The sequence below is a fragment of the Proteus sp. FZP2095 genome, assembly GCF_023701425.1.
Classification (GTDB): domain Bacteria; phylum Pseudomonadota; class Gammaproteobacteria; order Enterobacterales; family Enterobacteriaceae; genus Proteus; species Proteus cibarius.
This window is the reverse complement of sequence record NZ_JAMQBJ010000001.1, coordinates 1,415,827-1,429,238: the sequence shown is the minus strand read 5'-3', so window position 1 is coordinate 1,429,238 and position 13,412 is coordinate 1,415,827. Positions and strand designations below refer to the sequence as shown.

Genomic DNA, 13,412 nt, shown 5'->3' with positions numbered 1-13,412 from the left:
TTAGTAATCGCGTAAAGGTGAATGAGTAACGATGGATATTACTGAGTTTTATCAAACATTTTTTGATGAAGCAGATGAGTTGTTAGCTGATATGGAACAGCATTTGCTGTTACTTGATCCTGCAAATCCAGATCAAGAACAGATGAATGCGATTTTCCGTAGTGCGCACTCCATAAAAGGAGGAGCTGCAACATTTGGCTTCGTTAAACTTCAACAGACCACTCATGTGCTTGAAAACTTGCTCGATAGTGCAAGACGTCATGAGATGGCGCTCACCGACGACATTATTAACCTGTTTCTGGAAGCGAAAGATATTATGCAACAGCAATTGGATGCACATAAAAACTCACAAGAACCTGATGAGGAAACATTTAACTATATTTGTGAGAAGTTGCGTCAGCTGGCTCTCGATGTAAAAGAAGAACAATCCGCTCCTCAAGTTGAGGTTGGTGCTGGATCTGAAGCTTCAGACTCACAAGCGACAATAACTGAAACTTCTGTTTTGTCATCTGACTCTGAAAGTGTGCAAACTGAAGCCACTGAAACCATGGTCGAAGTAACATCGACAATGGCGGCTGATGGACATTATTACCATCATATTATTTTGTCTGATCTTAAAGAGACAGATATTGATTTAATGCTTGATGAATTAAAACACCTTGGTGAAGTTAGCCAAGTTGAAAAACAGCATCATGGTCTTGAAGCAATATTAAAAACCACTGCAACAGAAGAAGATATCAGCGCTGTACTTTGTTTTGTGATTGAACCTGAACAAATCTCGTTTAAAAAAGTGGCTGTTGCAGAAAAAGCACCAGAAGAAAACACAGTTACAGAAGAAAGTACAACATCTGTTGATGATGTTCATGTTGAAAGCCAAGTAGAACAAGCTATATCTGCACAAAAAACAGTTGCTGAAAAAGTGACTCCATCAGCAGAACCTGCTAAAGCACCAGTGGCATCGGCTGCATCAGCGAAAAGACCTGTTGCGGCAGCTGCACCAAAAACAGAATCAAGCAGTATTCGTGTTGCAGTTGAAAAAGTTGACCAATTAATCAACTTAGTTGGTGAACTGGTTATCACACAGTCAATGTTGGCACAGCACAGTGGTAGCCTTGAGCCTGCAATATATAGTGATTTACTAAGTTGTATTGCTCAGTTACAGCGTAATTCTCGTGATTTGCAAGAATCTGTTATGTCAATTCGTATGATGCCGATGGAATATGTTTTCAGTCGCTTCCCTCGAGTTGTGCGTGATGTTGCAGGTAAAATGAATAAAAAAGTTGAGCTAAATATGATTGGTAGCTCAACAGAACTGGATAAAAGCTTAATTGAAAAAATTATCGATCCTTTAACTCACTTAGTTCGTAACAGTCTTGATCATGGTATTGAAATGCCAGCCGATCGTGTTGCAGCAGGTAAACCGGAAGCGGGGCAATTAACCCTGTCTGCGGAACATCAAGGCGGTAATATTTGTATTGAAGTGACTGATGATGGTGCCGGATTAAACCGTGAACGTATTTTGAAAAAAGCGATTTCCTCTGGGCTTGCAGTTTCTGAAAATATGAGCAACGAAGAAGTTGCTATGCTGATTTTTGCACCGGGTTTCTCTACTGCAGAAGTCGTCACGGATGTTTCTGGTCGTGGTGTGGGTATGGATGTTGTAAAAAGAAATATCCAAGAGATGGGCGGTCAAATTCAAATTAGTTTTGAAGTAGGTAAAGGAACGCGCATTCGTATTTTACTTCCACTGACATTAGCAATTTTAGATGGTATGTCTGTTAAAGTTCATGACGAAGTCTTTATTTTACCATTAGGAACGGTAGTCAGTTCTTTACAACCGGAAGAAGAAGATATTTATCCATTGGCTGGTGATGAGAAATTATTGCAGGTCAGAGGAGAATATTTACCACTGATTGAACTGCATCGTACTTTTAATATTGAAGGTGCTCAAACCGATATTACTCAAGCAATTGCGGTAATTGTTCAAAGTGCCGGACGTCGTTATGCTTTATTGGTAGATCAATTAGTTGGTCAGCATCAAGTTGTTGTTAAAAATATAGAAAGCAATTACCGAAAAGTGCCTGGAATATCTGCTGCAACAATTATGGGCGATGGTAGTGTGGCTTTAATTCTTGATGTACCAGAATTGCAACGTTTAAGTCATACACAAATGACGAATAAGAAAAAGAATACAACTGCAAGCGCAGTCATTTAATAGTGAGGATAAAATAAGATTATGGCTTCGGAACATTTCGAGAAATTATCCGGTGAAACTGTTGGACAAGGATTTCTAATTTTTACGCTGGGCGATGAAGAATATGGAATTGATATTTTAAAAGTCCAAGAAATTCGTGGATATGATCAAGTTACACGTATTGCTAATTCACCTAGCTTTATTAAAGGTGTAACTAATTTACGGGGCGTTATTGTTCCGATAGTTGATCTGCGTATTAAATTTTCACAAGAAAGTGTAACTTATAATGACAATACTGTTGTTATTGTGGTTAACTTATTAAATCGAATTGTGGGAATTGTTGTTGATGGCGTTTCTGATGTTCTTACGCTAAAGCCAGAGCAAATCTGCCCTGCGCCAGAGTTTGCAGTCACAATGTCTACTGAGTATTTAACAGGTTTAGGTACTTTAGATGAAAGAATGCTTATTCTTGTTGATATTGAAAAATTACTCAACAGTGAAGAAATGGAATTAGTCGATAGCGCAACAATTCAAGCTAAATAAGTTTTTATTTTTTAAAAAATAATCTAAATACTGTTCCGGTAATTTTGCCGGAATAGTTATTTCTATCTTTTTTATTTTATTAGCGAGTGCTAAAGCATTAAATTAACTTTAAGTAAAATTAAAAGATAAAAAAGAACTAATAATTTTAGTTAAGTTCTATTTTATTATTTATTAACTTATAAGTAGCTATCACCTAGCTGTAATATTTTTCTACTGACGGAAATAACTTTAAAGTTTTTTATACTTATAATTTTAATTAAAAACAGTATTACCACCGCTTTCTAATGGGGCAAAAGCATGACTAAGACGAAATGAAACCTATAAAGTTTCTCTTAAGTCTGCCGATAACTTGCTCATTACCGTTTATTATAAAAAGGGAAACTATGTTTAGCCGAATGAAAATAGTGACTGGATTATTATCCATTCTTCTGTTGTTTGGTGTTTTGCAATTTGTCTCAGGGGGTGTTTTTTACTCAAATATCGTTGAGACAAGAAACGACCTTAATAAAACACTGACAATACAAGATCAACGTGAGCGCCTAGATGAAAGCTGGGCTAACTTACTGCAAGCTCGTAATAACATTAACCGCGCCGCGATTAGTTTTTTATTACAAGATAAAAATCTTAATGTAGATGATTCTTTATCTGTTGACTATCTAACGGGTCTTGCTCGTAAAAATATGTCTCGTGCAGATGAGAAATTTAAAGAATTTGAAAAGAATATTACTGCTTATCAAGTTCACTCAGAAGATGATGTTCGTAGCCTAAAAGGGCGTTTTATCGAATATTACTCTGCATTAAACCAACTGGAAATTTTACTTCAAGATAAAAACTTAAAAGATTTTTTTGAGCAACCAACTACGGGTTATCAAGACGCTTTTTATAAAGAATATCTTGCATATGTCATGCGTAATGAGAAATTTAACGAAGAGTTAAATGTGGCACTAGAAGCCTCTCACCAACGCACTGTCATTACTATGGTTGTATTAGCCATTATCGTGATCTCGGCATTAATTCTATGCTGGTTTGCATTACGTAATGCCTTAATTAGACCATTAAATTCACTTCTAGTAAGTATCAAAACCTTCTCTGAAGGTGATTTACGTCCAAATATCGAAGTGAATGGCCGCAATGAAATGAGCTTGTTAGCAAATGGATTAAAACATATGCAACAAGAACTTATTCAAACCGTTCGTGGTGTCTATCAAAGTACGGAAAACATTTATAACAGCACAAGTGAGATTGCTGCTGGAAATAATGATTTATCTGCTCGTACAGAAGAGCAAGTGGCTTCGTTAGAAGAAACTGCTGCAAGTATGGAACAGTTAACGGCAACCGTAAAACAGAACGCAGACAATGCTCGCCAAGCAAGTAACCTTGCTAATGACGCCTCAGATATTGCCCGCCAAGGCGGAAAAGTTGTTGCTAATGTGGTGCAAACGATGCACGACATAGCCGGAAGTTCTCAGAAAATCACCGATATCACAGCCGTTATCGATGGCATTGCATTCCAGACCAATATTTTGGCACTGAATGCGGCTGTTGAAGCAGCAAGAGCCGGTGAGCATGGTCGCGGATTTGCGGTAGTTGCCGGTGAAGTTCGTAACCTTGCACAGAGAAGTGCAGAAGCTGCTAAAGAAATAAAAACACTGATTGAAGATTCTGTAAGTCGTACTGAAACGGGTTCTGTACTCGTTGAAAGTGCGGGTGAGACGATGACACGTATCGTGGATTCAGTAACGCGTGTTACTGACATCATGGGTGAAATCGCTTCTGCATCAGATGAGCAAAGCCGAGGTATTTCACAAGTTGGCCTTGCAGTTTCTGAAATGGATCGCGTCACTCAGCAAAACGCCTCTTTAGTAGAACAATCTGCAGCCGCTGCTGCTGGTCTTGAAGATCAAGCAGTTGCATTAACCCGCTTAGTTTCAATCTTCAAATTACCGGGTCAGGAAGAAAAAACGCTAGAAAGAAAGGAATCGGATGCAACCCCTGTAGTTAAAGCCGCTGCTCCACTTATAAAACCAGGAACCTCAGAAAAGAAAAAGAGCAGCAGTGTTGAAGATCCCGCTAACTGGGAAACTTTCTAACAACAACAAGTGGCTGACAAGCGGTGGCTTTTAACCACCGCTTTAAACGAGGTGAAGGCATGTTTAGGTTTCGCAAATTAAAGATATCCACCAGTCTCTATTTATTGCTGATGATGTTTTGCGTTATGCAGGTGATTTCTAGTGGTATTTCGCTAGGGATCGTTCATTTGAATAACGAACAGATCACCAGAGTAGATATAGATACATCTAAGCGAGATGAATTAGGATTAAGTTGGGCATCTTTGATACAAACACGTAATGCAATTAATCGTGTCGCTATTGCAGTGAAAACTGAACAGTCAACGGATTATATTCAATCTATTGAATCAATTGCACTTTCACGTTTGGAAACGGCGAATACACATTTTCAAAATTTCCTTGCTGATATAAATAAAGAGGCAATCCCAACAGAAGAAAAAGAAATCGTTGAAGCAGTAAAAAACGATTACCACGTTTTATATGGTGCATTAACTGAATTACATAGCATGTTAAAAAACGATAACTTCCAAGGTTTTTTAGATCAACCAACAGAACGTTATCAAACTGCGATGGAAAATTCATTTAACACCTATATGAATTATGTTCAGGCAGAAATTACTGAATCTATAGAGCAAGGACATCGATCTTATACTATTGCTATCTTGATGTTTATCGGTGCAATAGCGATGGTTATTGTTGTATCAATCGCGGCTCATCGCTGGCTAAGTTTTAATATCATTAAACCTTTCGCAAGTTTAAGCCGTTATTTTAATGATGTTGCTACCGGTAAATTAAATCGTGAAATTCTTGTCTTTACCGATGATGAAATAGGGGATGTGTTTAGACGACTACGAGATATGCGTGGTGAGCTCGCGCGTTCTATTCGTATCGTTCGTGATAACAGCCATGCTATGTATTCTGGTATTCAAGAAATTTCTAAAGGAAACACGGATTTATCCTCAAGAACTGAACAACAAGCTGCTTCGTTAGAAGAAACTGCGGCAAGCATGGAAGAGTTAACAGCAACGGTAAAACAAAATGCTGATAACGCCTTGCAAGCGAGCAAGCTAGCAGAGTCTGCTTCTGAAACGGCCTTACGTGGTGGCCAAATCACGCACAGTGTTGTTGAAACCATGGATGCGATTACACAAAGTTCTCAAAAGATAGGGGCTATTATCAGTGTGATTGATGGTATTGCGTTCCAAACCAATATATTAGCACTTAACGCAGCGGTTGAAGCTGCGCGCGCAGGTGAACAAGGGCGTGGATTCTCTGTTGTTGCTGGAGAAGTTCGTAACCTTGCTCAACGTAGTGCTGATGCTGCAAAAGAGATCAAATTATTGATTGATGAATCTGTTTTACGAGTCTCTCAAGGTTCTCAACTCGTTAATAATGCAGGGCAGACAATGGAGGAACTCGTCACATCAGTAAATAAAGTCACTGAGTTAATGGCAGAAATCGCCTCAGCTTCTGATGAACAAAGTCGAGGTATTCACCAAGTCGCTGATGCAGTCAGTCAGATGGATCAGGTGACACAGCAAAACGCTGCTTTGGTGGAGCAATCAGCATCTGCTGCCGCAGCATTGGAAGATCAGGCTAATAACCTTGTTGATGCTGTATCGGCATTCGAGTTGCCTGACACGGATGAGAGTAATTCCTCTTCATCCCTAGAAGGTAATGGGTTGAAAAAAGCAGATAAAAAATCATTTTTTAAAAAGACCCATTAAAAAACAATGAAACGTAATGTTACTGAAGTCTTATCAGATATCGCTGCTCAACCGTTGGATATTTTTACCCAACGGTTCATGTTGTCCGATGATCAGTTCCAATCTATATGCCAATTGATTTATCAAAAGGCAGGTATTGTGCTGACTAACAACAAAAGGGAGATGGTTTATAACCGTCTCACTAGGAGGTTACGTGAATTACGGATGAATAACTTTGGTGACTATCTTGCGTTTCTTAAAAGTGATATACGCAACCCTGAATGGCAAGAGTTTGTAAATGCTTTAACAACCAATCTCACCGCATTTTTCAGGGAAGCACATCATTTTCCTATTTTGGCAAAACATGCCAGAAAAAGGGCAGGAGGAGTCTACCGAGTATGGTGTGCAGCAGCATCTACTGGAGAAGAACCTTATTCAATTGCGATGACTTTACGCGATGTTTTTGGGAATAACCCTTATAAAACCAAAATTATTGCCAGCGATATCGATACTAATGTGTTGGATAAAGCACGAAAAGGTGTTTACCGACAGGAAGAGCTTAAAACTTTAAATGATGAATATTTGAAAAAATATTTTCTCAAAGGTGTCGGCGATTTTGAAGGATACGTGAAAATTAGACAGCAAATTAGCGAGATGGTCTCTTTTCAGTATTTGAATTTACTCGATAAGCAATGGGATCTAGAAGGTAGTTTTGATGCAATTTTTTGTCGTAATGTCATGATTTATTTTGACAAAGCGACACAACAAAACTTACTTAACCGCTTTACCTCATTACTTAAGCCAGACGGAATGCTGTTTGTTGGACATTCTGAGAATGTAAGCCAGCTTAGCAAGGATTTCTACTTGCATGGGCATACCGTTTACGGGCTGACACCAGCAAGGAGAGGTTATGAATAAAATAACGGTACTCTGTGTTGATGATTCGGCGTTAATGCGTCAAATCATGCGAGAAATCATCAACAGTCATAGCGATATGGAAGTTGTTGATTGTGCACCAGATCCTATAGTGGCTCGTGACTTAATAAAAAAGTACAACCCACAGGTATTAACGTTAGACGTTGAAATGCCACGTATGGATGGTATTGATTTCTTGGAAAAACTGATGCGATTAAGACCAATGCCTGTCGTTATGGTTTCATCATTAACAGCAAAAGGTTCAGAAGTGACGTTAAAAGCGTTAGAACTGGGTGCAGTTGATTTTGTGACAAAACCACAGCTTGGTTTGCGTGAAGGTATGATGGCTTATAGTGAACTGATTGCTGAGAAAATTCGTGCAGCAGCTCTTGCTCGAATTAGTCGACGTGAAGTTCAGGCTCCGCCTTCTAAATCATTGTCATTTACACCGATGATTTCGAGTGAAAAGTTGATTGCTGTAGGTGCATCAACTGGTGGCACAGAGGCTATTCGTAATTTTCTAGAACCATTACCTATTACCAGCCCTGCGATATTAATTACGCAACATATGCCCGCAGGGTTTACACACTCATTTGCAGAACGATTAAATCGTTTATGCCAAATTAGTGTAAAAGAAGCAGAAGACGGCGAACGTGTATTGCCTGGGCATGCTTATATTGCGCCAGGTGATTATCACATGGAGCTTCGTCGTAATGGTGCTAACTATCAGATCCACATTAATAAAGAGCCTGCAGTAAACCGTCATCGTCCTTCTGTCGATGTGCTATTTAAGTCAGTCGCAAAATATGCGGGACGTAATGCTATCGGTGTGATTTTAACCGGAATGGGAAGTGACGGTGCTGCAGGTTTATTAGAAATGCGTCGTGCTGGTAGTTATACCTTTGCACAAGATGAAGCGAGTTGTGTCGTCTTTGGTATGCCTCGCGCTGCAGTTGAATTAGGCGCAGTAGACGAAGTGAAAAGCATAAGCGCAATGAGTAAAGCAGTACTGATGAAAATCAGTAGCACACAATCATTGCGTATCTGATTAAGTTCAGTTTAAAAGCAACACAGTAATTTGCCGATATATTTTGAAGGAGTTTTCAATGGCAAGTAAGGATCTGAAATTTTTAGTGGTTGATGATTTTTCAACAATGCGCCGCATAGTTCGTAATTTGCTAAAGGAATTAGGATTTACGAATGTAGAAGAAGCAGAAGATGGTGCTGACGCGTTAGCTAAATTACGCAATTCGGCAATTGATTTTGTGATCACAGACTGGAACATGCCAAACATGGATGGTCTAGAGCTTCTTAAAAATATTCGTAGTGATGCGGGACTTGCAGCAACACCAGTGTTAATGGTGACCGCTGAAGCTAAAAAAGAAAATATCATTGCAGCAGCGCAGGCTGGTGCAAGTGGATATGTTGTTAAACCTTTTACAGCAGCAATTCTTGAAGAAAAACTAAATAAAATTTTTGAAAAACTGGGCATCTAAGGAGTCGCAATGAGTGGGAATCCAATTATGCCGAAAGATAATATTGAAATGACATCTGATATTATCAGCCGGATCGGACAATTGACGCGGATGTTACGCGACAGTTTGCGAGAATTAGGATTGGATAAAGCAATAGCCGAAGCAGCAGAAGCCATCCCTGACGCTAGGGAACGACTGGACTATGTTGCTCAAATGACCGCTCAGGCAGCTGAGCGTACATTGAACTGTGTCGAAGCTGCGCAACCTAAACAGGATGCGTTAAGTTCCGATGCGACTAAGCTTACTGAACGTTGGGACCAATGGTTTGAACAGCCAGAAGAGCTGAAAGATGTACGCTCTCTTGTAACCGATACCCGCAATTATTTGCGGGATATCCCTGAGAGTACGGCTTTTACTAACAGTCAGTTATTGGAAATTATGATGGCACAGGATTTCCAAGATCTGACCGGCCAGGTAATTAAACGCATGATGAGTGTTGTTCAAGAAATTGAAAAACAACTCGTGATGGTATTAATGGAAAACCTGCCACCAGAGCAGCTTGAAAAGTCTAATGTGAAGAAAGAGACTGACTCTTTATTAAATGGTCCACAGGTTAATAAAAACAACGCTGGTGTGATCAAAAATCAAGATCAAGTTGATGATTTACTGGAAAGTTTAGGTTTCTAACCTTCTAATGAGTTTTAGGGCGATAAGGACGTTGAGATATGCAGGACGCATTCGCTCTATGCTCAGCTCTTTTAGGATGGTGTATTTTATGGATAAAAAATCACGTAATAATGCTTTAATAGCACACGCTATTGAAGAAAATGTAAGCCGCTTTTTTTAAGCGGCTTTTGAAGTTATCGAAATAAACATCAAAAGTAAAATTGCTCAATTTTGCTGTGAGTTTTGCTGATTTCCTTATAATCAGCGTCAATATTGCCTATATTTCCATTTTTATCATTGGGTTGTTTTTTTAAGTGCATACTGTCATAGCCCAAAAAGCCCCGTAAATTTGCGATTGTTCAGCCCATCAATTTCCTCTGAATTTGTCATGCTTAGAGTCATTTCATTCATGCTTTTAATCTCAATATCTAAATCGGACAGACTGTGGCTGAAGATAGCGATCTCGAAAAAACAGAAGACCCCACACCCCATAAACGGGAAAAAGCCAAAAAGGATGGGCAAATTGTCCGTTCTAAAGAGCTATCGTCCGTATTAATGGTCTTGGGTGGTGTGAGTTTGCTGTGGATGAGTGGTGGATTTATCACTCGTGGGCTATATGCCATGTTAACAGAAGGGTTTACGTTTAATCATCACCTTATTGGTAATGAGAATTTGCTGATCCCTCGATTTGGTAGCTTGATTAAACAAGCTGTGTTTGCCCTATCACCGGTGTTTTTGGGTTTAGTGCTTGTGGCAATTGGTGGCTCAGCCTTATTAGGCGGAATTAACTTTAGTAGTAAATCCATTAAGTTTGATCCGAAAAAATGGAACCCTATTTCTGGGTTAAAGCGCATTTTTTCAATGAATGCGTTAGCCGAGTTATTTAAAGCGATACTGAAATCAACCTTTGTGGGGATCGCTGCAACTGTTTTTTTATGGCACAACTGGAACGATATTCTTCATCTGATCACGCTTCCACCCCTGAGTGCACTAGCGAATGCGATGCAACTACTGATTTTCGCCGTCTATATCACGGTTTTTATGCTGATCCCGATGGTGGCATTCGACATTATTTTCCAAATTCGTAGCCATTTGAAAAAGCTACGCATGACGCGCCAAGAAATTAAAGATGAATTTAAACAGCAAGAGGGTGATCCGCAACTTAAAGCACGTATCCGTCAGCAACAACATGCGATGTCTCGCCGTCGAATGATGGCGGATGTACCGAAAGCTGACGTTATTGTTACGAACCCAACACACTATGCTGTTGCACTGCAATATAACGACAAAATGACTGCACCTAAAGTTTTAGCAAAAGGTGCAGGGGCTATTGCGTTAAAAATTAAAGAGATTGGTGCAGAAAATCGAATTCCGCTTCTAGAAGCACCACCGCTTGCTAGGGCGTTATATCGTCACAGTGAAATAGGCCATGCAATACCTTCAACCCTCTATGCTGCGGTTGCAGAGGTACTTGCATGGGTTTATCAACTGAAACGATGGAAAACCGAAGGTGGTTTAAAACCTAAACAACCTATGAACTTGCCAGTGCCTCCCGCACTGGACTTTGCTGGAGAAGATAATCGTCATGGCTAATTTGGCCTCATTACTCCGCTTGCCGGGAAATTGGAAAAGTTCTCAGTGGCAGATACTGGCTGGGCCAGTGCTTATCTTGTTGATACTGTCAATGATGGTATTACCATTGCCACCTTTTCTATTGGATTTATTATTTACCTTTAATATCGCACTCTCCATCATGGTGCTGTTGGTTGCAATGTTCACTCGACGTACTTTGGACTTTGCTGCTTTTCCCACTATTTTGCTATTTACCACGTTGTTACGTTTATCATTAAACGTTGCTTCAACACGTATTATCTTAATGGAAGGACATACAGGACCAGAAGCGGCAGGGCGCGTTGTTGAGGCCTTTGGCCATTTCCTTGTTGGCGGTAACTTTGCTATCGGTATTGTGGTCTTTATCATCCTTATTTTGATTAACTTTATGGTTATCACCAAGGGTGCGGGACGTATTGCTGAAGTTGGTGCGCGTTTTGTGTTAGATGGAATGCCGGGTAAACAGATGGCAATCGATGCTGACCTGAATGCTGGTATTATCAGCGAAGACGAAGCTAAAAAACGCCGTAAAGAAGTTTCATTAGAATCCGACTTTTACGGTTCAATGGATGGTGCGAGTAAGTTCGTTCGTGGTGATGCCATCGCTGGCTTAATGATCCTTGTGATTAACGTGGTAGGTGGCCTTATCGTCGGTGTCGCTCAACACGGAATGGCATTAAACGATGCCGCAACAACTTATACCCTTTTAACCATTGGTGATGGTCTGGTTGCGCAAATTCCTGCATTGATTATCTCAACAGCAGCGGGTGTTATCGTTACTCGTGTTGCAACAGATGAAGACGTTGGGCAACAAATGGTTACCCAACTGTTTGACAATCCTCGTGTTCTACTGTTAACCGCAGGCGTACTTGGTCTGTTAGGTTTAGTGCCGGGAATGCCTAACTTTGTTTTTCTTTTCTTCACCGCAGCATTAGGTGGATTAGGTTGGTATATCTTACGCCGTAACGCCAATCCTGAAGTGCAACAACAAAAAGAGATGGAAGAAGTTGAAAAACAAAACCGTGTTGTTGAAGCTTCATGGGAAGATGTACAACTTGAAGATCCATTAGCTATGGAAGTAGGGTATCGCTTAATTCCAATGGTAGATAACCGCCAAAATGGTGAGTTATTAGGCCGAATTAGTGGTATTCGTAAAAAGTTTGCTCAGGAAACGGGATATCTTCCTCCTGTTGTTCATATTCGAGACAATATGGAGTTAAGACCTTCTTCTTATCGCATTCTAATGAAAGGGGTTGAAATTGGTCACGGTGAAGCGCATCCAGGTCGTTGGTTAGCAATCAACCCGGGTAATGCCGTTGGCTCTTTAGAGGGTGATATTACTCAAGAGCCTGCATTTGGTTTACCGGCAGTTTGGATTGATGACAGCTTAAGAGAGCAAGCACAGGTTCAAGGCTATACCGTTGTCGCTGCAAGTACTGTTATTGCAACGCACTTTAACCATGCATTAGCGAAATACGCATCAGAATTATTTGGTCGTCAAGAAGCACAAATGTTGTTTGATCGGGTGAGTAAAGAGCTCCCTAAAATGACAGAAAATATGATCCCAGATATGCTTTCGCTTACAGTGTTGCACAAAGTATTGCAAAATCTGCTGTCTGAACAAGTGCCTATTCGTGATATGAGAACCATATTAGAAGCTTTAGCAGAGCACGCACCAGAGCAGAAAGATCCAGCTGAATTAACAGCCGTTGTTCGTGTTGCACTTCGCCGTGCTATCACACAACACTGGTTTGGTGATCAAGATGAAATCCAAGTCATTGGCTTAGATGCCAGCTTAGAGCGTATTCTTGTTCAAGCAATGCAAAGTGGCGGTGGTTTAGAGCCGGGGCTGGCTGAGAATATCGAACAACAAGCAGCAGATGCAGTGCGTCACCAAGAGATGTCTGGTGGTGCTCCAGTATTGCTAGTGAATCATGCGTTGCGTTCATTATTGTCACGTTTCTTACGTCGTAGCCTGCCACAATTAGCCGTGTTGTCGAATATGGAAGTTAGTGAAGGTCGTCGCATTCGTATGACGTCGATGATTGGTGGACAACCTCATTAATCATTCTCACTGATAAACTGTTATTAAAGCCAAGGCCACTTTATTAAGTGGCCTTTTTTATATTTATAAAATAGAAAGATGTGATGGGGTAGAGAGTCGGAGTCGTGTTAGCTTTTTACTCACAACAAAGAGAGAAGTCAGCTCATCAAGAAATAGATAGCTTAGTGA

General features: G+C 40.2%; 10 protein-coding genes. All 10 read left to right on the top strand.

All coding sequences use genetic code 11. The features are described from left to right. Positions 1 to 31 precede the first annotated feature (31 nt). The 10 genes from cheA (at position 32) to flhA (ending at position 13,244) form a co-directional block, all read left to right on the top strand. Positions 32 to 2,215, top strand: coding sequence for a chemotaxis protein CheA (gene cheA / locus NBG71_RS06965; RefSeq protein ID WP_250916714.1), 2,184 nt, complete (start codon positions 32 to 34; stop codon positions 2,213 to 2,215). A 21-nt stretch (positions 2,216 to 2,236) separates the two neighbouring features. After that, on the top strand, positions 2,237 to 2,737 hold the full coding sequence (gene cheW, locus NBG71_RS06960; protein ID WP_023581802.1) for a chemotaxis protein CheW: 501 nt from the start codon (positions 2,237 to 2,239) through the stop codon (positions 2,735 to 2,737). Positions 2,738 to 3,120: 383 nt separating this feature from the next. After that, positions 3,121 to 4,827: a methyl-accepting chemotaxis protein gene (locus tag NBG71_RS06955; protein WP_075673044.1), complete on the top strand. Its 1,707-nt coding sequence runs from the start codon at positions 3,121 to 3,123 to the stop codon at positions 4,825 to 4,827. Positions 4,828 to 4,886: 59 nt separating this feature from the next. After that, the gene (locus NBG71_RS06950; protein ID WP_075673043.1) at positions 4,887 to 6,533 is read left to right on the top strand and encodes a methyl-accepting chemotaxis protein; all 1,647 of its coding nucleotides are present in this window, start codon (positions 4,887 to 4,889) and stop codon (positions 6,531 to 6,533) included. 6 nt (positions 6,534 to 6,539) lie between these two features. Beyond that, on the top strand, positions 6,540 to 7,430 hold the full coding sequence (cheR, locus tag NBG71_RS06945; RefSeq protein WP_075673042.1) for a protein-glutamate O-methyltransferase CheR: 891 nt from the start codon (positions 6,540 to 6,542) through the stop codon (positions 7,428 to 7,430). Then, a complete protein-coding gene (locus tag NBG71_RS06940; protein WP_075673041.1) occupies positions 7,423 to 8,475 on the top strand; it encodes a protein-glutamate methylesterase/protein-glutamine glutaminase in 1,053 nt (350 codons plus the stop codon). The genes cheR and NBG71_RS06940 overlap by 8 nt, the downstream gene beginning before the upstream one ends. Before the next feature lie 58 nt (positions 8,476 to 8,533). Continuing rightward, on the top strand, positions 8,534 to 8,923 hold the full coding sequence (gene cheY, locus NBG71_RS06935) for a chemotaxis response regulator CheY (RefSeq protein WP_023581807.1): 390 nt from the start codon (positions 8,534 to 8,536) through the stop codon (positions 8,921 to 8,923). A gap of 9 nt (positions 8,924 to 8,932) precedes the next feature. Then, the gene (cheZ, locus tag NBG71_RS06930) at positions 8,933 to 9,589 is read left to right on the top strand and encodes a protein phosphatase CheZ (protein WP_075673040.1); all 657 of its coding nucleotides are present in this window, start codon (positions 8,933 to 8,935) and stop codon (positions 9,587 to 9,589) included. 423 nt (positions 9,590 to 10,012) lie between these two features. Next, complete coding sequence (gene flhB / locus NBG71_RS06925; RefSeq protein WP_075673039.1) at positions 10,013 to 11,161, top strand: flagellar biosynthesis protein FlhB; 1,149 nt, start codon at positions 10,013 to 10,015, stop codon at positions 11,159 to 11,161. Continuing rightward, positions 11,154 to 13,244: a flagellar biosynthesis protein FlhA gene (gene flhA / locus NBG71_RS06920; RefSeq protein WP_099660624.1), complete on the top strand. Its 2,091-nt coding sequence runs from the start codon at positions 11,154 to 11,156 to the stop codon at positions 13,242 to 13,244. The genes flhB and flhA overlap by 8 nt, the downstream gene beginning before the upstream one ends. Positions 13,245 to 13,412: the final 168 nt, after the last annotated feature.